Here is a 23,076-nt window from a genome sequence, read left to right on the forward strand (position 1 = left end):
AATTAATGTACGTTATAACGCTGCAGCAATAGATGCTATTGATGCACGTTTGGTATAATCCTTATCAAATTGTACAAAAACAATTTTGCCCGAGCTATTGATAACATAGGTAGCCGGAACCGGCAGCACGTGGTCTTTATTGCCATTGTTTTTCTCAAGGTCGACGCCGTAATTTTTAAGCTTGGCATTCAGTGCGTCGTCAACCCGGTAATTAACATCATACGCTTTCATTATTTTGTAGCCTTTGTCTTCTATAATTGAAAATGAAGCGTGTGTTTTCTCGATAGTTTTATTGATATTTTCGCCTGTTTCAGGAGTCACACCGATTACATAGGCGCCTTTGGCAGTTAACAGTTGTAACGAATCCTGCAATTGCTGAATGTGCTTGTTGCAATAAGGGCACCATTGGCCCCGGTAGAAAAACAGCACTACCGATTTATGTTGTTTTAGTAATGCAGGCAGGCTAATTGATTTGCCTGCGTTATCTGTAGCTATAAATTTCGGGGCCTTTTCGCCCGCTTTAAGTCCATTTTGAGCAGAAGCCTGTATAGTAAAAAACAAGGCAACGGTTATAAGTAAGTATCTTTTCATTTTATTAACGATATAATTTTTTTAGAGTAAAAGTAAAAAGGGGGATTACCCCCCTTTTCAATCAAAAACAAAACAACTCACATTTTGCCTGAAGTGTCTTTCTTCATCTTCATTTTCTTTTTATCCATCTTGTCCATTTTGTCCATTTTCTTTTTCTCCATTTTGTCCATCTTCATCTTGTCTTTCTTCATTTTGTCCATTTTGCCGGTATCGCTAAGGGCAACGGTTGTTGAAGATAAATGGATAACCGGTTTTGCCTGGCTGGTTAATGATAAGCAAGCTACAATGGCGGTTGCTAAAACCGCGCCCGAAATAATTGATTTCATACTTTGTTTTTTTAGTTTTTTATGTATTTCCCGGTTAGTCGGGCATAAATTATAAACCTTACAAAGTATTTTAAAAAAGAGCTTAGTTTTTATTCAGTTCGTCCTCAATCCGGCCCTGTAACTCGTTCTTGAAATTTTCGTCGAGCTTATAATCCTGGTGCATCGAACTGCGGAACAGTTCCTGTACCATCTGGTTGATGATACGGCTTTGCTTTTTGTAGATGCGGCAAAAGGAGCAGCCCAATAAATGCACACGAAGCTCGAAAGATTCGCGGAAGGTGATTTTTCCTATGGACTTTTTTTCTATCAGGAAAGTGGCCTGTTTACAGTTATATATAACTTTTTTCAAATAGCTCATAGTTTTAATGTTTAAATCCAGTTTCGTTGCAGGCATGCGCGCAGGTTAACTTTGGCGCGGTGGATAATTACCCAAAAATTTGCCTGGCTAACCTTCAGTTCGGTGCAAATTGTTTCCGTTGGTTCCTCGTCAATGTGCTTCATGGTAAATACCGACATCCACAATGCAGGCAGCTTTTGCAGGCAACGTTTCATTATCTGTTCAAACTCTTTGCTTACCAGTTTGTCGCTGTCTTCAATGCCAAATTCTTTGGGGCCGCTGCTTTTTGTCCAGTGCCCGTCATCGGCGTTAAAGAAATCGTTTTGCTCGTCCTCAACTTCCTTTTCGGTTATGTTTTGCAGTCCCGACGACTTTTTCCGGTACACATCAATTATTTTATTTTTAAGGATAGCAGTAAGCCACGTTCGTTCAGAACTTTTGCCCTGGAAGCCTGCCGTTTTTTGCAGGGCAGCCAAAAAAGTGTCCTGTACAAGGTCGCGGGCAAGTTCGTCGTCGTTAATACGGGTTATTGCGAAGCCGTAGAGGTAGTCGGCATGGGCGGCAACCCATTGGTGCGGATTTAGTTGATGCTGCATATATTAAAACACAATTTGCGCTAATCAATTCAAATTTAACGAATTGATTAGCGCGCAATTGATGCTTAGTCGTTAATATAGCTAAATGCTTACAAAAAAAAATAAAAAAGCCGGAACCAGGTGGCTGGTTTGCGTTTAGCGCAGGACAGCGACCTGCGCCGATGCGGCCACTCCTTGGGGCTGGATGTATAGTATTCGCCCGCAAAGCGTTCCGTTTTTCTATGCGGAACACCCGGAACGCTGTGGAACATGCTGATTGTCAGGTGTTTTATTTTCATTGCAAAATATAAATGCCTGATGATCAATAATTGTAAAAACTTATGCCTTTGAACCAATCACCTGGCTCAAAAAAGCAATCGCATCCGGCGAATGTAGCAAAGCTGTGGAATCTAAAGATTCCTGTGTGGTTGCCGACGCCCGTTTGCGCATTTGCATTTCATAGACCACAATAGCGCTATGTATGCTGTCGTATTCATCGCTTAAAAGACATTCGCTTAGCTCTACGGCATCCAGCATAGCCATGTTTACGCCTTCCCCGGCATAGGGTGGCATCAGGTGGGCGGCATCGCCCAACATGGTAAGATTGGGCTGGGTTTCCCATGTTTGATCGGTGGGCATGCTGAAAATTTGACGTGGTATAAGGCAGGTGCTGGCATTTTCAAAAAGCTCCTGCCAAACATCGTCCCACCCCCGGTATTCCTGCTTAAACCAGGCAAGCGCCTGTGCTTTTTCGGTAAAATCAATGCCGCAATCGCGCAGCCAGTTTTCATCTTTTTTACAACCGGGGTAAAACACCAAACTGCCATCACCTTTCGAGCTTACGATCAGCGATTTGCTGTCGCCCACGGCAAATATCTTCCCGCCATTTAATAAGGTGTGAATTTTAGGGCTGTTTTTTGCTGAATCGTAAACTGAGCCTTCAATAGCAGTAAGCCCGGCATAAAAAGGTTTTATCGTTGTAATATAAGGCCGAATTTTAGAGTTGGCGCCATCCGCCGCGATAACCACATCAGCATAAACCGAAATGCCATTTTTAAATTCCAGCACCCAACCTTCGTTTTGCTTTTGCATGGCCACAAAATGGCTATCCCACATTACGGTATCAGGCAGCAGTGAATCGAGCAGGATATTTTGCAGCGGGCCACGGTCAATTTCGGGGCGTTGCCGTTCAGCCAGGCCGTTTATATCATCCTCAAAAATTGTATTGGCGGCTTTGTCCATAATGCGCAGCCTGTCGGCACCGGGGCGGTAGTTGGCTATAAACTCGTCCCATAAACCGGCCTCGCGGATGGCCCTTAAACCCGACTCATCATGCAAATCGAGTGTGGCACCCTGTGCGCGGGCGTGGCGGTTCGCATCCCGCTCGTAAACTGTTACATCGGCGTCGTGTATTTGCAAAAGGCGGGCAAGGGTTAATCCGCCAGGGCCGCCGCCCACTATGGCTATCTTTTTATCTTTAATTATACTCACCTTGTTGTTTTTGTGTTTAATGGATAGACGATTGGGAAAGGGGAACATTTTAAATTAATTGCATCCCGGGGTTGAAACCCCGCGCTAGAATATAGGCCGAGCCATGGCTCTTTATTTTGCAAAAATTGAAGCTTACCCTCTTTGCGTAGCAGAGAGGGTCGGCAAGCGAAGCAATGCCGGGGTGAGTCAAGCCGCCATGCTTTTACGCCAATGCATTTGCGTTAGTATCTCGCGCAGATTTTACCCACCCGGTCGACGCGTTGCTGGACCACCCTCCCTTCCGCAAGCGGAAAGGGAATTCCTTAGCTTAAAAGCCCGCCTAGGTGCCGTGGCTCATAGTGGCTACACTTTTTAAACCTATTTGAACATGCACATACATACAAGTTCATACAAGTTGATACATCTGGAATTTCCCCAATAAAAAAATCTAATTTTATTGTAAGGAATTAAAACCAAGTCCGACTAACCCATAAAATCGTAATTAAAAACATATCATACATCATGAAATCAATTAAAATATTTAGCCTGGTTGCCCTGGTTGCAATAGCCGCAGGGCTCACTGCCTTCGTCCGTTTAAAGGCGTCAACCCCAATAAAAGCCGGTGATAAGGGCTTTGCTGTTGTAGAATTATTTACTTCGGAAGGCTGCTCCAGCTGCCCGCCTGCCGATGCATTGGTTGCCAAAATTGAGAAAGAAAGCGGCGGTAAACCTGTTTATATCCTGGCTTACCATGTTGACTATTGGAACAGGTTGGGCTGGAAGGACCAGTTCAGCAGTGCCGATTTTTCGAAACGGCAAAATGAGTACGCACATTATCTAAACCTGCAGTCGGTTTATACACCTCAGATAGTAGTAAACGGTAAAACCGAGTTTGTGGGTTCGGAAGAAGGAACCTTGCGAAATGCCATTCACGCTGGCCTGCAAAAAACATCAACAACGCAGGTTGAGCTAACTATTGCAGGGATGGAAGCAAAGCAGGCCGTTCTAAAGTACGCTGTTGAAGGGGCCGACAAAAACACAGTGTTGCAGGTTGCCGTGCTGGAGAAAGCTGCCGTATCAAAAGTTGGCGCCGGCGAAAACGGAGGGCGCACGTTGTCGCACGTTCAAATTGTGCGCAAGCTACAGCAGCTTACATTAGCCGGCAACAGCGGCACTGCAAGTATTTCGCTGCCAAACGGTTTTGATTCCAAAAGCTGGGAAATCATCGGCTTTTTGCAAAACAGGGCCAACGGAACTATTACAGGCGCTGCAAGGGTAACATTTGCAGGCGACAATAGCACAGCCGCTGTAAAGTAAGTTACGAGATTCCAGACACCAGGAAGCAAGAAAGAATAGGTTTTCTCCTTTCTCCATCTTGACTCTTGGTCTCTTGGTTCTTAATTCTATCTTTATTATCTTCACTTCACCATTAATCGCAATATGAAAACCATAAAAGAAAAGCACTCCTTAGCCATGCGCTGGTGCCATTGGGTAAACTTTCCCATACTCACTATCATGATATGGAGCGGCATGCTTATTTATTGGGGAAACGATACCTATACGTTCAGCTTGTTCGGGCATACGGTTTTCCGTTTTTTTCCCGATTGGTTTTATAGCGCTTTAAAAATACCGGCGCACCTGGCCGAGGGGATGGCCTTTCATTTTTTATTTATGTGGTTTTTTACACTGAACGGGGTGCTGTATGTTTTGTACACCATTTTATCGGGCGAGTGGCGCGAGTTGGTGCCGAAAAGGAACTCGTTTAAAGAAGCCTGGCTGGTGCTGTTGCACGATTTGCATATCCGCAAAATGGCGCCGCCGCAAAAAAAATATAACGCTGCGCAACGCATAGCCTACACAGCTATAATTATTATGGGCATAGGCTCGGTAGTTACAGGGCTGGCCATTTATAAACCCGTGCAATTTTATTATTTAACCTGGCTTTGCGGAGGTTATCATTTTGCCCGCATTATCCATTTTATATTGACTTTGGGCTACGTTTTCTTTTTTGTAATACATATTGTACAGGTAATTTTGGCGGGGTGGAAAAACTTCAGCTCCGTTATTTCGGGTTTTGAAGTAGTGAACGAACCTGCAAAACCGGCTATTCAACACACCAACGATGAGCAAGCAAGCTAAAAAACCGAAAAAGGAGCTCACCATTGAGCAAAAGATAAACCGGCGCAATTTTATTTCGTTTGCCAGTTTTACGGTGTTGGCCGGCGGGGCATATGGTGGCTGGCGATGGCTGTATAAGTCGCCGGAGGAAGTTGCCGGTGGCATTACAGGGGGCACCCGTAAACCGTTGCGCAAGGCACTCAACAAGACTGAACTGTTTTTTCGCCGGGTATTCAGTGATAACCACCTGGTTAAAACCTACCCAAAAGAAATGGCAGTAAAAGGCGCGAGGGTGAACAGCGACATCGGGTTGGAAGCCAAAAAGAAATTCGACCCGGCGACGTGGAAGCTGCAGGTTATAAAAAAAGGCGGCGAAGTGCTGCAGGTAAGCCTGCAGGAAATTATGGCCCTGCCGAAAACCGAGATCGTATACGATTTTAAATGTGTTGAAGGCTGGGACGAGATACAACACTGGGCGGGAGTAAAATTCATCGACTTTATTAAACATTTTAAGCTGGACGAATACACTAAAATGGAGTACGTGGGTATGGAAACACCCGACAAGGCCTATTATGTAGGCCTTGATATGCCGAGTGCGATACATCCGCAAACCCTGCTGGCTTACGAAATGAGCGGCAAACCACTCCAGCTTCAGCACGGGGCCCCGCTGCGTCTTATCATTCCCGTTAAATACGGCATTAAAAATTTAAAACGCATAGGGACTATTACTTTCAGTAACACCCGGCCAAGAGATTATTGGGCCGAGGAGGGGTATGATTATTATTCGGGATTGTAGGAATGAAGTCGGAAGTCGGAGTGCCGAAGTCGGAATTTAAAAATGAGCAGTATAACCTGTTTTGATGCCGAAGTATTCATTAACTTAGGGCAATGCAAAACATCCCGGGTAAATTTTGGATTTTAGTTCTGCTGCTTTGTGCGGCATGCAGCCAGCCGGCAAAAAGGGTCAATACTGTAAAACGAAAGGCTTCTGCGCCACTGCTGAAAAACGTTAGTTATGACGGAGGCGCTGTAAAATCCATCCATGTTTTTGTGGCGCTTTGCGACAATAAATACCAGGGTATAGTGCCCGTTCCAGCTAAAATTGGCAACGGGCAGGACCCGGACATGAACCTTTACTGGGGCAATGACTACGGCGTACGCACCTTCTTCAAGAGAAGCAAAGACTGGAAGCTAATAGGAACCCGGAAAGCAACCGGAATTATCTTAGAACGCCTGATCTTCAAGAACATCGAAAAAAATTATTATTTAATTGCCGATGCTTATGATGGTCGTTACATTAAGCAAACTACCAAAGATTTTTTGCATAGTTGTTCGGGCCAACAGAAAGACACACTGAAAATTGACCATAAAACAATAGGCTTAAACGGTAACGCTGATTTGCTGGCTTATATTGGTCACGATGGTATGATGGATTTTCGTTTGACTGATACAATCAAAAATACCGATGGCAAAACCAGGAATTGCATCATCCTGGCCTGTATAAGTAAAACCTATTTTGGCCCTTTTATAAAAGCATCAAAAAGCTACCCGCTTGTATGGACGACAGGCTTAATGTGTCCCGAGGCCTATACCTTACATGATGCTATTAACGCATACATCAATAATGAATCGAAAGAGCAGATCAGGATGACTGCGGTGTCGGCTTATAATAAATACCAAAGGTTAGGAGCCGCAACTAACAGTCTGTTAGTTTCAGGGTTTTAACGTAGCAGCGGTTACCCAACCATCGACGATAATGTTAAAAGCACCCCAAAACCAGCGGCTATCACTATGTTTTTTGGGCTGACAGTATAAATCTCCCTTACATCTTTTTTAAACATAAAATACAGGCAACCGGCATTAAAAATGGCCCAGCCAAATAACGAACTAGGCGCTGAAGGCAGCAGTTGTGAAATCCGTCCGCCGGGCTCAAAGGGGTGTTTCAAAGCGAAATAAAGCAGGGCCATGGTGTTAAAGGCCAGATAAATTAAATAGCCTGACAACAAAACCCAACCGTATTTTTCGCGCAGGACAAATAAAATCGCGGCAACCGGCATTACTATCAACGGACGGAAAAAGTACATTACCATCGCAAAATTCCATTGAGCTGCATCGTAAGTAAGCATATACTTCAACAACCCAAATTGCGAATACAGCTGGTACAGGAACAGCATAATCATCAATATACTTACCCATAATATAGCTTTCGGCGTAGATAATTTTTCGGATTGTATGGGGTTTAACGTATCGGCAATGGTATGTGCCAAATCTTGCGCCTTATTCTCCCATGCTTTTGTTTTGGCGGATTTTAATAGCGATTCCTGCCTCAAATTTTCGTTTTCTTCGCGTGCGGCAAATAGTTCGTCATCGGTAAGCTGCCGCGCGATAAACTCATCATCGGCAGCTTCAATAGCTTCGGGCTGGTAATCGGCCGGGGAATCGATAATTTTAAGCAAATCGGCGCTGCTTAATTTTTTATAGCGGGCGGTGAATTGATTCATTGGTAGCCAGTGAAAGGCTCATTTATAAAGCCTGTTTAAATTAACGACAAGTATTCATAACAATAATACAAATAACAATCAAAACAATTCAGCCATTCTCTACTTGTTGAAAACCTCCCCTTGAAAATCCCCTCAATTCTGCTCAACTTCGCAATCCAAATTTGATTATGAGTATCCACTATAAAAAAATTGCCGCCGAGCTTTCCATTGCCGAAAAACAGGTTAGCGCCACTGCTGCCCTGCTTGACGAAGGCGCTACCGTTCCGTTTATTTCGCGCTACCGCAAAGAAGTTACCGGCGAGCTTGACGAAGTGCAGGTAGCCGCCATACGCGACCGCATGCAACAACTGCGCGATTTGGACAAGCGCCGCGAGGCCATCCTGAAATCGCTCACAGATATGGGCAAGCTTACACCTGAACTCGAAAAGCAAATAAACGAGGCCGAGACCATGGTTTCGCTGGAGGATATTTACCTGCCATACCGCCCCAAACGCAAAACCCGCGCCACCACCGCCCGCGAGAAAGGCCTGCAGCCACTTGCCGACCTGCTGATGGAGCAAAAACGCATCGACCCGGAAACCGAAGCCTCCAAATATATCGACGAAGAGAAAGGTGTAAAGAGCTTTGAGGAAGCACTTGCCGGTGCAAGGGATATCATCGCCGAGTTCATCAGCGAACAGGCCGAAGTTCGTACCCGCATGCGCAGCTTGTTTATTGAAAAGGGAACCTTCCAATCCAAAGTTATTGAGGGAAAGGAGCAGGAAGGAATAAAGTATAAAGACTATTTCGACTGGACGGAACCGGTAAAAACGGCGCCCTCGCACCGCATACTGGCCATGCGCCGCGGCGAAAAGGAAGAGATTTTATGGCTGGATATAAAGCCTGTTGAAGAAGAAGCCATAGACCTGCTGGAACATTCCTTCGTCATCGGCAACAACCCCAGCGCCGACCAGGTAAAACAGGCCATTGCTGATGGCTATAAACGCCTGCTAAAACCATCGATGGAAACCGAAGTGCGGCTGTTTACAAAAAAGGCAGCCGACGAAGAAGCCATCCGAGTATTCGCCGAGAATGCACGCCAATTGTTATTGAGTGCTCCACTTGGCCAAAAACGCACCATGGCTATCGACCCTGGCTTCCGTACCGGCTGCAAGGTGGTTTGCCTGGATGAGCAAGGCAAACTGTTAGAGTACACCGCCATATTCCCCCATACCGGCGCTGGTCAGGCAAAAGAGGCGGAGAAAACAACTGAATTCTTATTCAAAAAATATAACATCGAAGCCATTGCCATTGGCAACGGTACGGCCGGCCGCGAAACGGAAGTTTTTGTGCGCAATCTGAATTTGCCCGGCGCAGCCATTGTAATGGTGAACGAAAGCGGTGCGTCAATCTATTCCGCATCGGACGTGGCACGCGAAGAGTTTCCGGATAAGGATGTTACGGTTAGAGGAGCAGTGTCAATCGGTCGCCGCTTGATGGACCCGCTGGCCGAGCTGGTAAAAATCGATCCAAAATCAATAGGTGTTGGCCAATACCAGCACGATGTTGACCAAACCAAACTGCAAACGTCGTTGGACGATACCGTGATGAGCTGCGTAAATGCCGTGGGCGTTGAACTGAACACCGCGTCAAAACAAATATTAGCCTATGTGTCGGGCCTTGGACCGCAGCTGGCACAAAATATTGTAAGCTACCGCGATGAAAACGGTGCGTTTAAGCACCGCAGCGAATTAAAAAAGGTGCCACGCCTTGGCGATAAAGCCTTTGAACAGGCTGCAGGTTTTTTACGCATCCGCGATGCTAAGGATCCTTTAGATACCAGCGGTGTGCATCCCGAAAGGTACGGCCTGGTTGAGCAAATGGCAAAGGACTTAAAATGCTCGGTAAAGGATTTAATGAGCGACGACAAACTGCGCAAAAGCATCCCCCTGCAAAAATATATAACACCCGATGCCGGTTTGCCAACGCTTAACGATATTATGGCCGAACTTGCCAAACCCGGCCGCGACCCGCGTGAGCAGTTTGAAGCATTTAGCTTTACCGATGGGGTGAATTCCATTAACGATTTGAAGGTAGGCATGAAACTGCCGGGTATAGTTACCAATATAACCAACTTCGGAGCCTTTGTTGATATTGGCGTACACCAGGATGGTTTGGTGCACCTGAGCCAGATAACCAACCGCTTTATAAAAGATGCCAACGAGGTGCTTAAAGTGCAGCAAAAGGTGGAGGTGACCGTAACGGAGGTGGATGTTAACCGTAAGCGGATATCGCTTTCGATGAAAGAAAACAGCCCCAAACCAGCACCAAACGAGCGCCGCGAACCGGCTAATCAGCAGCGTAATTTTCAAAAACCAACGTATAACAAAAAGCCGGAGCCGCAACCGGAGAGCGATATTGCCATAAAATTAGCTGCACTGAAGGATAAGTTTAGGTAAAAAAAATGTCATTGCGAGCGAGGAACGAGCGCGGCAACCGCGAACATTACCGGGCGGACTTGTATAGTTCGCGATTGCTGTCCCGAAACAAGTTCGGGACAGGCTGTTCACTGGAATGACATAATTTTTATTTGCCCTGATATGATATAATTCCTATCTTGCCACCATTAACCACCATGAGTACAGGTAAAAACATAAGCGCAATTAACCTTCAACTGCCAGCCCTGCTGCAGTTGTCTTTGTTGGTGCTTATTATTGTCATTACCGGCCATTGGAGGGTTAGCTGATTGTATTTGTAAATTTAAAAACATACATAGTAAGCCCTCCGAAAACGGAGGGCTTTTTTTTTGATCAATTTTTTAATCATGAAAAAACAACCAACAACTGCCGGGCATTGCATCATTGCCATCTATTCCGAAGACAAAAAAGGCTTACTGGGCCAGGTGCTCGTCCTGTTTAACAAATTAAACTACGAGGTGAATAGCCTGAACGTATCGAGAACTGATATTAGCGATGTTGTTTTAATTACCATTGAAGCCTGCGTACCCGAAGCCCGGCTGGGCATCTTGTTGCAAAAGATTGAAAAAATAGTTGAGGTTTATCGTGCCAGCGCCTATCATCCCGGCGAAATGGGATTGGAGAAGGTGGGCTTTTTCCGGTTATCGAAACAAATTTTTAGCGCATCGTTTTGGTCGCTGGTGCAAAAGTACGGGGCAGTGGTAAGCAGTATCGGTGAGGATGCATTGGTACTGCGCAAATTTGGCAGCGACCGTAACCTGCAGGAACTTTATGGTCAACTGGATGGCCCGCACCTGCTAGGGTTTTGCAAAAGCGGGTTAATTGCCGAAGAAAGTTTATTGTCGATTGATCAATTTGGCGGCGGGTAGGTAATTGTACACGTAGAGATGCCCAGATGTCTCCGGGCGTCTCTACAAATTTATTATGTAAAGTAAATTTTACTCCAAAGTAATCTGTCTTTTAATGCTTTCTTCTAACGATATAAATGTCTCGGTGCGTTGTATACCTTTTACGCCTTGTATCTGCTCGTTTAAAACTTCGCGCAAATGAGTGGTATCATGGCATACAATTTTGGCGAAAATGCTCCATGCGCCGGTAGTGTAATGCAGTTCTACAATCTCCTTTACGGTTTTTAACTGCTTAACGGCCTCGTTGTATTGCGAGCCTTTCTCCAGGAAAATACCCAAAAAAGCGGTTATGTCATACCCCAATTTCTGCGGATCTACCTCTAAACTGGCCCCTTTTATTACACCCATCTCCTCCAACTTTTTCATCCTCACGTGTATGGTTCCGCCGGAAACAATCAATTCTTTAGCGATTTCCGTGTATGGAGTGGTCGCATTCTTCATCAATATCGATAAAATCTGGATATCGAGATTATCAATTTCTAAATTTTGGGCTTTTCTGTGGGACATATTTTTGGAATTCTTTATTATAATACAAGAATAATTAAAATCTGATAAAAATACAAATATTCTATTGAAATATTTGCAACAAAGTGATTGGTCTGTTAGATTTGTAATAAGCAATTGACATTTGCTTAGCGTTCTTTAAAGTAAAAACATTGTTGGGTGGTGAAATTTTTGGCAGACACACCTCCTTGTCCCGGTGGCGGAGAATATGGGAAATCAGTTTAGGCTGACCAACCACTCTGTGAAGGTTCGATTCCTTCCCCAACAGCTTTTTCTAAGTCGGTAGTGCAAAGTTAAGTCTTTTGTCAGTTTTAGACTACATACCACGAACTATTGACTTAGAATTACAACCCTGTAGGATGGTGAAATTTTTGGCAGACACACCTCCTTGTCGCGGTGGCGAAGGTTTTGGGAAACTCTTAGCAATAAGAATAACCACTTCGTGAAGGTTCGACTCCTTCTCCTACAGCTCTTCTCATAATTTAGGTTTATAATTGGTTAGCAAAGGCCCCTGCCCATCAGGGGCTTTGCTTATATATAAGGTTTTTATTTGTTGTTTTGACACATAAAAAAGGGCCGGTTAAAACAATGAACCGGCCCTTTTTTATGTTGAGATATTATTAATTTGCAATTTTGCTAAACCTAACATGCGCGTTTTCAGCGGGGTTTACACTGCTAAGGAAAAAATCAGTGGTGGTTTTTTTGCTGATGAACAGGTTTTTACTGAGCAGGCTTAGTGGTTTTACTGCGCCAAGGTTTATGACAAAACCATCGGGGCTCGAGCCATAAATAGGTACGCCATAATAAAATACAGCATTTTGGTAAAGCCATGTTCCGGTAAGAATTTTGCCGCTTTGGTTTGCAGTAATTTTACCCGAGGCATCAAAAGTAAACGTGTAGGTTGAAAACTTGTCAGTAGCGTTTTGTGTGCCTTCAAAATACGACGTTACTTTCCAGGTGCCGGTGGTTATCAGCGAGCCTATTGGCAGTTTTGAAGTTACCGTGTCGGTAGCCGGGGCGGTGGTTACCGGCGGTGTTACAGTAACTTTGGTTGATTTTGAGCCACTGCCACTTAACGTTGAACCACCAGCCGGTGCTGGTTTTAAACCTTGTTCTTTTTGGCAGCTAGTCAATGCGCATGCTATTATTAGCATGGTGCTTGTAATAATTTTTTTCATTTCAGTGATTTTTAAGCGTAAATAGTTTGTTTTAACACCTCTTTGTAAACCACCGAAGACCGAATGTAACCGCCAATTAAAATTAATTTCAAATACTTTTTGAGAGCAGGCACCACGTAAATGGTTTATATGCAAAAGCCCCACTGTAACAGTGAGGCTTTCGATTGTTTATAGACTATAAAGCTGCGGAGTGGAGCTATATTAACAAAGCCTCTGCAACTCTTTAAAGCTATCCATCCCAATTACAGTATTTTAAACCCAACACTTACTGCAAACAGGTTTTGGCGCTGGCCGAAGTCGGAATTAATTTTAGTCAGTCCGCCTTCGTAACGTACGTCGGCAGTAATAGCGCCTATGTCAACACCTGCACCTGCCTGGAAACCCAGCGTACTGCTTTTGTAATGGCCAAAGTCGGCATAAGCATTACTTAGGCTTTGCGAAAGGTTTTTACTTAGTATCGATGTGTAAACCGGGCCGGCCATAATCCTGAAGTTGAGATTTTTCTCACCAAACGAATGGCCTATCAACACCGGAACGTTCAGATTGGTAAAGTGGGCATTGCCGCTTACGCTATTATCGCTCGAGTGAAACTCGCCGCCGGTGCCACTAAGGTACAACTCGGGCTGTAAATACAGTGCACTGCCAAATCGGGTAAAAATACCGGCCTGGTAACCTGTGCGGGTTGATGAGCTTAAATTGTCGGTGTTAATTTTAGAAAAATTTGCACCGGCTTTAATACCTAACGAAAATTGTGCTTTTGCACTGATGCATGCCGCTACCAGTATTGCTGCACTTAATAGAATCTTTTTCATAGTACTTTTTTTAGTTTAATTGATCGGCGGCCGGCAGGGGTAATGTTACACGGCGCCCTTGTTTTTCATAATTAATGTACCAAACGCTTAATTCAATAATTAATTACATTGCCCTAACAATAGCCTTGCCAAAAAATTACTAATAAGCACGTTCTATTTTCATATTTTTGTTGAAAATAAATTTTATATGGCCGAAATCAGCATAAGCAATAAAGAGTGGGAAAGGGTGAAAATAAAAATCCAGCGTAAGTATAACCACCTTACCGACGAACAATTAAAGTATACCGAAGGCCAGGAAGAAAGCCTGATCACGAAAATAATGCAATTGGTTAACCGAGACAGGAACTATGTACTATTTACCCTGAAGAAAGCGTTAGTTAATATCGACAATAACCGTTTGTAAAACAGTGGGGTACCGTACAAACTATTATAGTTTTTTGTAGTTTTATATTTTAAATAATTTAGGGGATGAACAAGGGTAAAGTGACAGTGAATAAATATAAAAGGCAGCTTTGGATAGGTGCCGTTTTGGTGCTGGCTATAACAACATTTAGCTTTAAGGACGACCTTTTCCAGCTGTCAAAAAACCTGGATGTGTTTGCATCGGTATACAAAGAAGTTAATATTAACTACGTTGATGATATCAATTCATCAAAAATGATAAAGACCGGTGTCGACGCTATGCTCGATGGTTTGGACCCCTACACCGAGTTTGTACCCGAAAACGAAATTGAAGACTATAAGCTACACTATGTTAGTACACAATATGGCGGCATAGGCGCCGGTATTTTTTTGCGCAACAGCAAAGTGTATGTGTCTGACGTGTTTTCAGGCTTTCCGGCTGCTAAAGCCGATATCCGCCCCGGCGATCAGTTACTCAAAATAAACGACATAGCGCTTGATGGCAAGAATAACGACCAGGTGAGCCTGTTGCTAAAAGGTGCAAAGGGTGCCAACATTAAATTACTGGTTAAACGTGGAACCGACGCAAACCCGGTTGAAAAGAACCTGGTGCGCGATGAAATTAAACAGCCAAATGTATCTTACTCGGGCATGGTTGACGGTAACATGGGGTACATAAAACTGGACAAGTTTTTAGAAAACTCGGCCGACGAAGTTACCAATGCACTTGCCGCTATTAAAAAGAACAACCCTAACGGCATTATACTCGACCTGCGTTCGAACGGTGGCGGCATTTTGCAGGAGGCAGTTAAGATTGTTAACCTTTTTGTACCGAAAGATGTTGAAGTAGTATCGCAAAAGGGGAAAATAAAAGAGAAGAATTTTACCTATAACACCATGAGTGCGCCAATGGAGCCAAACCTGCCATTGGTTGTATTGGTAAATAATCACTCGGCTTCGGCATCTGAAATTGTTGCCGGCTCACTGCAGGATTTGGACCGTGCCATTATCATCGGTCAGCGCAGCTATGGTAAAGGGCTGGTGCAGCAAACTTTTAACCTTCCCTATAATAGCCTTGTAAAAATTACCATCGCCAAATATTATGTACCATCGGGCCGCTGTATACAGGAAATTGACTACACCCATCGTAAAGACGATGGCAGCGTGGTAAAAGTAGCCGATTCGTTGATTCATGAATTTAAAACTAAAAATGGCCGTTCTGTTTATGACGGTAGTGGTATTTACCCCGATGTGTTTGTTAAACAGGATCGCTTTGCAAATATTACCCAGGCGCTGGTAGGTAAACTATTTGTGTTTGATTTTGCAAATAACTACCGTAATACGCATCCCACAATTGAACCCAGCAAAAAGTTTTCACTCAGCGATGCCGACTATGCCGACTTCGTGAAGTTTTTAGATGGCAAAAACTACAGCTATAACACAGCATCTGAAAAGATGCTTGCCAGTTTAAAAACAGAGGCCACCAAAGAAAAGCAGTTTGGCGAAATTCAAACCGAATATGATGCCCTGAAAGCTAAAATGGCAGCCAGCAAAAAAAATGACCTGCAACTGCACAAAGACGAGATAAAGCAAGTGCTTGAAAACGAAATAGCCGGTCGCTACTACTACGAAAAAGGCCGGTATGAAACCAATTTTAAGTACGACAAAGAGCTTGCCCAGGCTGTAAAGGTTATGCAGGATAAAGAGATGATTGCCCAGATACTTAAAGGCGAAGGCAGTTACAAAGTAATTGGTAAGCCGGTACTGGCTGCTGTAGGAGCTAAAAAGCCTGTTGCGGATGCGGATAGTGATGATGATAAATAGGGCAAGAACTCGTCGAAACGTATTCGTGTTTAAGGCGCCGTCAGGTGCCAAAGGTCGGTAGAAATAATTTTGGACATTTTAGCGTGCCGTAGGTACGCAACCTTCGCGAAGTGGCGTATCTACGGCACGCTAATGCCTGTATTTTGCATTGCTACCGACCTTAACCCGATGGGGCTATTGATGATCCCTTCTATAATCAGAATCCTTCCTTTTCGTAACCAAACATCCTAACCTTACAATTTTTCGTAACTTACCATTATGAATTCCTGCCTGTACAAAGCCCGCGTAATGCACAATCGTTTAGCCCCTAAGGTACACCGGTTTCATTACGATGTGTTCATGTTCTACCTGGATTTGGATGAAATCGACACTCTGCACAGGCAACTGAAATTTATGAGCCGTAACCGGTTCAACCTTTTCAATTTCAGGGATAGGGACCACCTGCAGCTTCCCCGCGAAAAACCCGATACATCAAAAAATATAAAGCAACATATCAAAGACTACCTGGATGCCAATGGCGTTGACATTGGTATAGGCCGGATTATGGTGCTTACTAACCTATGCACCCTTGGCTACCAGTTTAACCCGGTGTCGTTTTATTTTTGTTACGATGAGCAAGATCGGCCGGTATGCTCAATTGTTGAGGTTTGCAATACGTTCCTGGAGATGAAACCTTATTTTTTGGGTGGGGATACGATGCAGGATGACCGGTTTAAACTGAACACGGAAAAGTATTTCTATGTATCGCCGTTTATTGATATGGATACTAATTTTTATTTCGACCTGCACATACCCGGCGACAGGCTACAGGTAAAAATAGACGATTATGACAAGGCTGGCAACCGCTTTTTTATAAGTACCTTAACCGGGGACCGTAAACAATTAAAAGATTTAACCTTACTGTTTTATTTTTTCAGTTTCCCGCTGATCACCTTAAAAGTTATTAGTCTTATTCACTGGCAGGCATTAAAGCTGTGGTTAAAGAAAATACCTTTTCACAAAAAAGAGGATGACCTTGAGCTACAAAAAGAAGTTTACAGGCCATACAATTAATTGAAATTTGTTATCTTGATAAAACTTTTATCCGGTTAGTTTACGTAAATATTACAATCGCTGAAATTTGGAGATACTTGAACTATGGCCAACACAATTACACTCGTTAAAAAAAGTACTTTTTACCAGGATTTGGTTTTAAAGATCCTTGGTAAAATGGAGAAAGGTAACCTCTACCTCACCTTAACGGATGGAGAACAAATTACTATTGGCAATGGCGAAGGCAACATAGCAGCAAGCATCGTTGTAAACAGCAATGAGTTTTATAAACGCATTATCTTATTTGGCGATATTGGTTTTGGCGAGGCTTACGTTGACGGTTTGTGGGACACGGATAATATCACAAATGTGATAAAATGGGTGCTGCTGAACATCGAAAACGCCCCGGGCATATCGGGTAGTAAAATTCAAGCCTTATCGCTTAACCTGTTAAAAGTATACAATAAGCTGTCGCACTTCAAGCGCGCCAATACCATAGAGGGCTCGCGTAAAAACATCTCTGAGCACTACGACTTAAACAACGATTTCTTCGCCAGTTTCCTGGATCCTACCATGACTTATTCCGCCGCATATTTTTACCGCGATGGTTTAAGCCTGCAGGAGGCACAGCTGGCCAAATATGAACGCCTGTGCCGCCAATTGAATTTAAGGGCTACAGACCACGTGCTGGAGATTGGCAGCGGCTGGGGCGGTAACGCCATTTATATGGCCAAAACCTATGGCTGCAGGGTAACATCGTTAACCATATCCGAAGAGCAGCACAAGCTGGCTGTTGAGCGCGTGGAAGCCGAGGGGCTCGGCGACAGGGTAAAAATCCTTTTGCAGGACTACAGGCAGATGGAAGGTGTGTTTGATAAGATAGTTTCCGTGGAGATGCTGGAAGCCGTGGGCCATAAGTTTATGGACGTGTATTTCACCAAGTGCCACCAGTTGCTTAAAAAGAATGGCATTCTTGCTATACAAGTAATTACCTCGCCGGACTCGAGATACGAAAGCTTAAAAAAAGGTGTCGACTGGATACAAAAACATATTTTCCCCGGCTCGTTACTTCCATCGGTTGGTGCTATCAATAGCTCGATAAACCGAACCGGCGATTTGACTATGGTTGATTTGAAAGACATCGGGATTGACTACGCCAAAACCCTGAAACTTTGGTACGATTCATTTAACGCCAATCTTTCTAAGGTAAAAACATTGGGATTTGATGACACGTTCATCCGCAAATGGAACTATTACCTGTGCTATTGCGAAGCAGCCTTTGCCATGCGTAATATTAACGTAATGCATTTGGTTTACTCAAGGCCGAATAACATTAGCCGATAGGTAGTCCATAGCCGATGGACCATAGACCATAGTAGTTTTTGCGAATTCTTTTTTTACTATGGGCCATTGACTATGAACTATGGACTTTCTTCACCCTCGGTTTCTTCTCCCTGAAACGGGTAAAAAACAAGAACGCTATCAGGCACAGGACAAATCCGCAAATGCCATTGAGGCGGAGGCCGAAGTCGTGACCGGGTGCGGTTCCAAACACAGTTAGGAAAGCAAATAAAGCCATGCCAAGGGTTTGCCCCAGTTTTACAAAAAGGTATTTTACGGCAAAAAACATTCCTTCATGATTCTCGCCTGAGTCAGCAGCATCTTTTTCGGCAATTTCGGCAAGGATGGCATTCGGCAAAATACCAAGTGCAGCAAGCGGGAAAGAAGCACAAATCACTAAGACATAAACCTGCACTTCAGGCGACAGAGGAGTCTTACCTAAAAAAAATATCATGGCAAATATTAATGCGAGTAGCCCGAATGAAAATAATACTAAGGGTTTCTTCCCTTTCTTTTTTGAAATATAGTTTATCAACGGGTAGTGACACAAGGACGCGATGACCATAATGCCCATCAATAAGCCCCCCATTGATGCATCCAATGGCACTAATACGGTAATAAAAAACAGGAGGCCGCTTGATATGATACTGAGCGCCATGTAAAACGAGAAATCGGAAATGAGGTAGTATTTAAAATTGCGTTGGCTGAAAGTTTTTTTTATTGCTGCCAATACAGGTAAATGCGATGGCTTTTTAGCGACCACATACCGGCTTTCGTTAATTGCTAAAACGGGCACCAGCATCACGAGTCCGGCAAAAAGACATAAGCCCCAGATAGTGTATTGCAGCGCCGAATCACGATTGACAACCGCAAAAAAATGCTGTACGAGGTCGGCGAAATTATTAACAAGAGCACTTATAATAATTCCAATTACAAAACCCACTTGCTGAAATGAGGAAAGTTTCACCTTTTCGTCGGCGGTATCGGTAAGTTCAGGCAAAAGTGCATTATATGGGATGATGTAGGCTGTCGTACACATATAAAATCCCGCAAGCACTAGTAACAGCCAATAGGCGTTATGGATATCGGCAGACCTTACAATCGGAAAAAAAACTAATCCGCAAAAAATAACGGCGGGCAATATCGTCCATTTCATAAAAGGGATGCGGCGCCCTTTCGGGTTTCGGCTTTTGTCACTTAACGAAGCGATGTAGGGGTCAGAAAACGCGTCAAAAATTCTACCTGAAGCCAGAATTACCGACATGACATTAATACCCAGAAAAAGCACCTGGGGCATAAAAGGTATCAATCCCGAGCGTGCTGGTGCAAGATAAAAGTAGGGAAGCATTACCAGGACAATATTAGTCATGATACTCCAGCCTATCATTCCGCAGGCGTAAGCAATCTGTTTTGAAAAAGGCAGTTTCTCGGCGGGCATATTGTAATGCAAATTAACATAAAAATTGAGTGTATCTGTAATTACGTGGACAAATCGAATTGTTAAATCATTCAGTGTGCCCAGCCGGCCGGGATAAAACCGGTAAAAAGCGAATGGCGACTAACTTATCATTAGTCGCCATTTGGCTTAAATTTTATAGACTACTTAGCTTGTTTTTGAAGCTTGGATTAACTTATGCCGCCAATTCCTTTGCCATACGTCTTTTTTCAACAATGCCGGCTACCACAATACTCAATTCAAATAAAATGAATAAAGGTACCGCAACTACAGTCATGGTTAACGCATCGGGCGTTGGCGTTACTATTGCCGCAATTATCAATATAATAACAATAGCATAACGGCGGCTGCTTCGCATCAGCTTGGGTGTCAAAAAGCCGAGACTTGCCACAATATAAACCAAAATGGGCAACTGAAAAACTACACCGGTTGCCAGCGTTAACGTAGATACAGAAGATAAATAAGAATCTACATCGAAATAGTTTTTAATGTCAGGACTAACAATAAAGCCTGCTAAAAATCGGATAGATAACGGTGTGATTATAAAATAACCGAACATTACCCCTAAAAGGAACAATAAAGACGCGTACATTACGAAGCCACTGGCGGCCTTCCGCTCTTTTTCGTGAAGAGCTGGCTTAATAAACCGCCACAGTTCCCAAAAAAAATAGGGGATACCTAATACCAGGCCTATCATTAATGATGAATTAATCTTCAACGTAAATTGCCCCGCCATTTCGGTGTTAATAAGCGTTACGTGGATACTATCAACGCAAAAATCTTTAGCGCTAAACCATGCCGGAATTAATCGTTGAAACAACTCGCCCATATCGCACATCATACGGTACGCCCAAAAATCAGTACGCGTAGGGGCCATTATTACATACTTGAAAATTTCATCGTAGTAGGCATATGCTGCAATAGCAAATGCAACTACAGCCAGCGAGGCGCGGATAAGGTGCCACCTTAACGCTTCCAAATGCTCGAAGAAGGACATTTCGCCCTCTAATTTGTTTCCTTTATCCTTGATCGCCTGGATCAACTTACTACCAAATCTGGCCATTTTTATATATAAAAGCCCGGCTACTTGCCGGGATGGGGTATCTTCGTCAAATGTAATACACGGTTTTGATTATTCCGAATATTCAAAGGTTTCCATAAACTTGGTAGTAAAATTACCCGCACGGAAGTTAGGGTCTTTTAAAAGTTTTAAATGGAAGGGGATGGTTGTTTTTACACCTTCAATAACAAATTCGCTCAACGCACGCTCCATGGTAGCTAAAGCTTCTTCGCGGGTTTGGGCCACGCAAATTACCTTTGCAATCATTGAGTCGTAATTTGGCGGGATTGCATAACCAGCATAAACGTGTGTATCTATACGTACCCCATGCCCGCCTGGCGAATGGAAATTAGTGATCCTGCCGGGTGATGGGCGGAAGTTATTGAAAGGGTCTTCAGCATTAATACGGCACTCAATTGCGTGCAATATAGGCTCATAGTTTTTACCTGAAATTGGGATACCTGCAGCAACTTTAATCTGCTCTTTTATCAGGTCGAAATTGATAACTTCTTCGGTAACCGGGTGCTCCACCTGTATACGGGTGTTCATTTCCATAAAGTAGAAGTTACGGTCTTTATCAACCAAAAATTCTACTGTTCCGGCGCCCTCATATTTAACGGCTTTGGCGCCTTTAATAGCAGCCTCGCCCATTTTTTTACGCAGCTTCTCGGTCATAAATGGTGAAGGTGATTCCTCAACCAGTTTTTGGTGACGGCGCTGTATCGAGCAATCGCGTTCGCTCAAATGGCAAACTTTGCCGTATTGATCGCCTACTACCTGTATTTCGATGTGACGAGGATCCTGTACATATTTTTCGAGGTACATGCCATCGTTACCGAAAGCGGCTCCCGATTCGGCACGTGCGCTGTCCCAGGCGTTTTCAAACTCTTCGTCTTTCCACACGATGCGCATACCGCGACCACCACCGCCGGCAGTGGCTTTTAGTATAACAGGGTAACCTATTTTTTTCGCTATGCTGATGCCTTCCTGTACACTGGCTAACAAACCTTCAGAACCCGGGATACAAGGTACGCCGGCTTTTTTCATGGTTTCTTTAGCTGAGGCTTTGTCGCCCATGGCATTTATTTGCGCAGCGGTAGCGCCAATAAATTTGATGCCGTATTCGGCACATATCGACGAGAACTTTGCGTTTTCTGATAAAAATCCGTAGCCCGGGTGTATAGCATCGGCATTGGTAAGCTCGGCTGCTGATATCAGGTTCGGAATATTTAAATAAGAATCGCGGCTGGGAGGGGGGCCTATACAAACAGCTTCATCAGCAAAACGCACGTGAAGGCTGTCGCGGTCGGCAGTTGAATATACAGCTACGGTTTTTATGCCCATTTCTTTACAGGTGCGAATAATTCGCAAGGCTATTTCTCCCCGGTTAGCTATTAATATTTTTTTAAACATGTTTTCAATTTGAAAATGTGACGATTTGAAAATGTGATGATTCGAAAACTTTCCGGTGCGCAAAGCATCTTAAATTTTCAAATTAACCAATCTTCAAATTACATTGGTTCAACCAAAAATAACGGCTGGTCATATTCAACCGGCGATGCGTTATCAACCAGTATTTTTACAATACGGCCCGAAACTTCCGATTCAATTTCGTTAAATAATTTCATTGCCTCGATAATGCAAAGCACACCACCTGGCTTTATCTCGTCGCCCACGTTTACAAACAATGGTTTATCCGGACTTGCCGAGCGGTAAAAAGTACCAATCATTGGCGATTTTACGGTTATGTAATGCGATGTATCGGCTACCGGAGCAGCGGCGGGTGCAGGTGCAGCAGCCGGAAGAGCAGCGGCAGGTGCGGCCTGGTGCACGTGGCCAAAGCTTGCGTCAGGTACGGTTGCGTTCACAATTGTAGCAGCAGCGTTGGTTTTAATTGTGATTTTAAAATTTTCCTGCTCTATTGAAACTTCGTTTACTCCTGATTTAGAGACAAAGCGTATAAGATCCTGAATTTGTTTAATATCCATGCCCGGGGGTTAATTGGTTTTGATAAAGTTATATGTTAATGTGCAGATGTGCAAACTCCAAATATGCATAATTGATGTGCGAATTTTAAATGTGCAGATGTGCGGATTTTCTTAATTAGGGTTAACAGTCAGTTGTAAGCAAATAAACAAAACATATTTGATAATGTTCGTGCCGACGTGCGGATTTTTAGTGTGCC

General features: G+C 43.8%; 23 protein-coding genes and 1 tRNA gene. 11 read left to right on the forward strand and 13 right to left on the reverse strand.

Annotated features, from left to right (window positions below):
* Positions 1–12 precede the first annotated feature (12 nt).
* From Q0R52_RS27115 to Q0R52_RS27135, 5 genes are all read right to left on the reverse strand, one after another.
* On the reverse strand, positions 13–591 hold the full coding sequence (locus Q0R52_RS27115; protein WP_295801294.1) for a peroxiredoxin family protein: 579 nt from the start codon (positions 589–591) through the stop codon (positions 13–15).
* 77 nt (positions 592–668) lie between these two features.
* Complete coding sequence (locus tag Q0R52_RS27120) at positions 669–917, reverse strand: hypothetical protein (protein ID WP_295801296.1); 249 nt, start codon at positions 915–917, stop codon at positions 669–671.
* 82 nt (positions 918–999) lie between these two features.
* Positions 1,000–1,275 (reverse strand): hypothetical protein, encoded by a 276-nt coding sequence (locus Q0R52_RS27125; RefSeq protein WP_295801299.1) that lies wholly within the window; start codon positions 1,273–1,275, stop codon positions 1,000–1,002.
* An 11-nt stretch (positions 1,276–1,286) separates the two neighbouring features.
* Complete coding sequence (locus Q0R52_RS27130; protein ID WP_295801300.1) at positions 1,287–1,850, reverse strand: sigma-70 family RNA polymerase sigma factor; 564 nt, start codon at positions 1,848–1,850, stop codon at positions 1,287–1,289.
* Between the two features lie 318 nt (positions 1,851–2,168).
* Positions 2,169–3,320: an NAD(P)/FAD-dependent oxidoreductase gene (locus tag Q0R52_RS27135; RefSeq protein ID WP_295801302.1), complete on the reverse strand. Its 1,152-nt coding sequence runs from the start codon at positions 3,318–3,320 to the stop codon at positions 2,169–2,171.
* Positions 3,321–3,821: 501 nt separating this feature from the next.
* On the opposite strand from Q0R52_RS27135, the gene Q0R52_RS27140 reads away from it, so the two are divergent.
* The 4 genes from Q0R52_RS27140 (at position 3,822) to Q0R52_RS27155 (ending at position 7,142) form a co-directional block, all read left to right on the forward strand.
* On the forward strand, positions 3,822–4,616 hold the full coding sequence (locus Q0R52_RS27140) for a thioredoxin family protein (RefSeq protein WP_295801306.1): 795 nt from the start codon (positions 3,822–3,824) through the stop codon (positions 4,614–4,616).
* A 123-nt stretch (positions 4,617–4,739) separates the two neighbouring features.
* A complete protein-coding gene (locus Q0R52_RS27145) occupies positions 4,740–5,438 on the forward strand; it encodes a cytochrome b/b6 domain-containing protein (RefSeq protein WP_295801308.1) in 699 nt (232 codons plus the stop codon).
* The gene (locus Q0R52_RS27150; RefSeq protein ID WP_295801310.1) at positions 5,422–6,213 is read left to right on the forward strand and encodes a molybdopterin-dependent oxidoreductase; all 792 of its coding nucleotides are present in this window, start codon (positions 5,422–5,424) and stop codon (positions 6,211–6,213) included. The genes Q0R52_RS27145 and Q0R52_RS27150 overlap by 17 nt, the downstream gene beginning before the upstream one ends.
* Before the next feature lie 92 nt (positions 6,214–6,305).
* On the forward strand, positions 6,306–7,142 hold the full coding sequence (locus Q0R52_RS27155) for a hypothetical protein (protein WP_295801312.1): 837 nt from the start codon (positions 6,306–6,308) through the stop codon (positions 7,140–7,142).
* An 11-nt stretch (positions 7,143–7,153) separates the two neighbouring features.
* Here Q0R52_RS27155 and Q0R52_RS27160 read toward each other — a convergent pair whose 3' ends face one another.
* Positions 7,154–7,918 (reverse strand): hypothetical protein, encoded by a 765-nt coding sequence (locus Q0R52_RS27160; RefSeq protein ID WP_295801314.1) that lies wholly within the window; start codon positions 7,916–7,918, stop codon positions 7,154–7,156.
* A gap of 167 nt (positions 7,919–8,085) precedes the next feature.
* Between Q0R52_RS27160 and Q0R52_RS27165 the strand changes: the two genes are divergently transcribed.
* Together Q0R52_RS27165 and Q0R52_RS27170 are read left to right on the forward strand one after the other, a co-directional pair.
* Entirely contained in the window at positions 8,086–10,356 is a 2,271-nt protein-coding gene (locus Q0R52_RS27165) for a Tex family protein (RefSeq protein WP_295801316.1), read from the forward strand.
* 365 nt (positions 10,357–10,721) lie between these two features.
* The gene (locus Q0R52_RS27170) at positions 10,722–11,243 is read left to right on the forward strand and encodes a hypothetical protein (RefSeq protein WP_295801317.1); all 522 of its coding nucleotides are present in this window, start codon (positions 10,722–10,724) and stop codon (positions 11,241–11,243) included.
* Positions 11,244–11,312: 69 nt separating this feature from the next.
* On the opposite strand, the gene Q0R52_RS27175 is transcribed toward Q0R52_RS27170, so the two are convergent.
* Entirely contained in the window at positions 11,313–11,789 is a 477-nt protein-coding gene (locus Q0R52_RS27175; RefSeq protein ID WP_252792709.1) for an Lrp/AsnC ligand binding domain-containing protein, read from the reverse strand.
* Between the two features lie 150 nt (positions 11,790–11,939).
* Between Q0R52_RS27175 and Q0R52_RS27180 the strand changes: the two genes are divergently transcribed.
* Positions 11,940–12,054, forward strand: a tRNA-Asp gene (locus Q0R52_RS27180).
* Positions 12,055–12,406: 352 nt separating this feature from the next.
* On the opposite strand, the gene Q0R52_RS27185 is transcribed toward Q0R52_RS27180, so the two are convergent.
* Together Q0R52_RS27185 and Q0R52_RS27190 are read right to left on the reverse strand one after the other, a co-directional pair.
* Positions 12,407–12,964: a hypothetical protein gene (locus Q0R52_RS27185; protein ID WP_295801321.1), complete on the reverse strand. Its 558-nt coding sequence runs from the start codon at positions 12,962–12,964 to the stop codon at positions 12,407–12,409.
* Positions 12,965–13,206: 242 nt separating this feature from the next.
* Complete coding sequence (locus Q0R52_RS27190) at positions 13,207–13,776, reverse strand: porin family protein (RefSeq protein WP_252792707.1); 570 nt, start codon at positions 13,774–13,776, stop codon at positions 13,207–13,209.
* 187 nt (positions 13,777–13,963) lie between these two features.
* Here Q0R52_RS27190 and Q0R52_RS27195 point away from each other — a divergent pair, with 187 nt between their 5' ends.
* From Q0R52_RS27195 to Q0R52_RS27210, 4 genes are all read left to right on the forward strand, one after another.
* On the forward strand, positions 13,964–14,179 hold the full coding sequence (locus Q0R52_RS27195) for a hypothetical protein (RefSeq protein WP_295801324.1): 216 nt from the start codon (positions 13,964–13,966) through the stop codon (positions 14,177–14,179).
* A gap of 65 nt (positions 14,180–14,244) precedes the next feature.
* Positions 14,245–16,002, forward strand: a complete 1,758-nt coding sequence (locus Q0R52_RS27200; RefSeq protein WP_295801325.1) for a S41 family peptidase — start codon at positions 14,245–14,247, stop codon at positions 16,000–16,002.
* A 258-nt stretch (positions 16,003–16,260) separates the two neighbouring features.
* Positions 16,261–17,055, forward strand: a complete 795-nt coding sequence (locus tag Q0R52_RS27205) for a DUF1365 domain-containing protein (protein WP_295801327.1) — start codon at positions 16,261–16,263, stop codon at positions 17,053–17,055.
* A gap of 84 nt (positions 17,056–17,139) precedes the next feature.
* Positions 17,140–18,378 (forward strand): cyclopropane-fatty-acyl-phospholipid synthase family protein, encoded by a 1,239-nt coding sequence (locus Q0R52_RS27210; RefSeq protein ID WP_295801328.1) that lies wholly within the window; start codon positions 17,140–17,142, stop codon positions 18,376–18,378.
* Between the two features lie 70 nt (positions 18,379–18,448).
* On the opposite strand, the gene Q0R52_RS27215 is transcribed toward Q0R52_RS27210, so the two are convergent.
* From Q0R52_RS27215 to accB, 4 genes are all read right to left on the reverse strand, one after another.
* Positions 18,449–19,813, reverse strand: coding sequence for an MFS transporter (locus Q0R52_RS27215; protein ID WP_295801330.1), 1,365 nt, complete (start codon positions 19,811–19,813; stop codon positions 18,449–18,451).
* 193 nt (positions 19,814–20,006) lie between these two features.
* Positions 20,007–20,894, reverse strand: coding sequence for a twin-arginine translocase subunit TatC (gene tatC, locus Q0R52_RS27220; RefSeq protein ID WP_252792701.1), 888 nt, complete (start codon positions 20,892–20,894; stop codon positions 20,007–20,009).
* Between the two features lie 69 nt (positions 20,895–20,963).
* Positions 20,964–22,304, reverse strand: a complete 1,341-nt coding sequence (accC, locus tag Q0R52_RS27225; protein WP_295801334.1) for an acetyl-CoA carboxylase biotin carboxylase subunit — start codon at positions 22,302–22,304, stop codon at positions 20,964–20,966.
* 98 nt (positions 22,305–22,402) lie between these two features.
* Positions 22,403–22,879 (reverse strand): acetyl-CoA carboxylase biotin carboxyl carrier protein, encoded by a 477-nt coding sequence (gene accB / locus Q0R52_RS27230; RefSeq protein WP_295801336.1) that lies wholly within the window; start codon positions 22,877–22,879, stop codon positions 22,403–22,405.
* Positions 22,880–23,076: the final 197 nt, after the last annotated feature.

The sequence above is a fragment of the Mucilaginibacter sp. genome, assembly GCF_025359345.1.
Taxonomy (GTDB): Bacteria; Bacteroidota; Bacteroidia; order Sphingobacteriales; family Sphingobacteriaceae; genus Mucilaginibacter.

Coding starts and splice junctions, on each gene's coding strand:
- Q0R52_RS27130 (WP_295801300.1), bottom strand. CDS start 1,850: ATGCAGCATCAACTAAATCCGCACCAATGGGTTGCCGCCCATGCCGAC.
- Q0R52_RS27165 (WP_295801316.1), top strand. CDS start 8,086: ATGAGTATCCACTATAAAAAAATTGCCGCCGAGCTTTCCATTGCCGAA.
- Q0R52_RS27155 (WP_295801312.1), top strand. CDS start 6,306: ATGCAAAACATCCCGGGTAAATTTTGGATTTTAGTTCTGCTGCTTTGT.
- Q0R52_RS27150 (WP_295801310.1), top strand. CDS start 5,422: ATGAGCAAGCAAGCTAAAAAACCGAAAAAGGAGCTCACCATTGAGCAA.
- accC (WP_295801334.1), bottom strand. CDS start 22,304: ATGTTTAAAAAAATATTAATAGCTAACCGGGGAGAAATAGCCTTGCGA.
- Q0R52_RS27205 (WP_295801327.1), top strand. CDS start 16,261: ATGAATTCCTGCCTGTACAAAGCCCGCGTAATGCACAATCGTTTAGCC.
- Q0R52_RS27200 (WP_295801325.1), top strand. CDS start 14,245: ATGAACAAGGGTAAAGTGACAGTGAATAAATATAAAAGGCAGCTTTGG.
- Q0R52_RS27210 (WP_295801328.1), top strand. CDS start 17,140: ATGGCCAACACAATTACACTCGTTAAAAAAAGTACTTTTTACCAGGAT.
- Q0R52_RS27185 (WP_295801321.1), bottom strand. CDS start 12,964: ATGAAAAAAATTATTACAAGCACCATGCTAATAATAGCATGCGCATTG.
- Q0R52_RS27160 (WP_295801314.1), bottom strand. CDS start 7,918: ATGAATCAATTCACCGCCCGCTATAAAAAATTAAGCAGCGCCGATTTG.
- Q0R52_RS27125 (WP_295801299.1), bottom strand. CDS start 1,275: ATGAGCTATTTGAAAAAAGTTATATATAACTGTAAACAGGCCACTTTC.
- Q0R52_RS27215 (WP_295801330.1), bottom strand. CDS start 19,813: ATGCCCGCCGAGAAACTGCCTTTTTCAAAACAGATTGCTTACGCCTGC.
- Q0R52_RS27195 (WP_295801324.1), top strand. CDS start 13,964: ATGGCCGAAATCAGCATAAGCAATAAAGAGTGGGAAAGGGTGAAAATA.
- Q0R52_RS27120 (WP_295801296.1), bottom strand. CDS start 917: ATGAAATCAATTATTTCGGGCGCGGTTTTAGCAACCGCCATTGTAGCT.
- Q0R52_RS27175 (WP_252792709.1), bottom strand. CDS start 11,789: ATGTCCCACAGAAAAGCCCAAAATTTAGAAATTGATAATCTCGATATC.
- Q0R52_RS27115 (WP_295801294.1), bottom strand. CDS start 591: ATGAAAAGATACTTACTTATAACCGTTGCCTTGTTTTTTACTATACAG.
- Q0R52_RS27140 (WP_295801306.1), top strand. CDS start 3,822: ATGAAATCAATTAAAATATTTAGCCTGGTTGCCCTGGTTGCAATAGCC.
- tatC (WP_252792701.1), bottom strand. CDS start 20,894: ATGGCCAGATTTGGTAGTAAGTTGATCCAGGCGATCAAGGATAAAGGA.
- accB (WP_295801336.1), bottom strand. CDS start 22,879: ATGGATATTAAACAAATTCAGGATCTTATACGCTTTGTCTCTAAATCA.
- Q0R52_RS27170 (WP_295801317.1), top strand. CDS start 10,722: ATGAAAAAACAACCAACAACTGCCGGGCATTGCATCATTGCCATCTAT.
- Q0R52_RS27145 (WP_295801308.1), top strand. CDS start 4,740: ATGAAAACCATAAAAGAAAAGCACTCCTTAGCCATGCGCTGGTGCCAT.
- Q0R52_RS27190 (WP_252792707.1), bottom strand. CDS start 13,776: ATGAAAAAGATTCTATTAAGTGCAGCAATACTGGTAGCGGCATGCATC.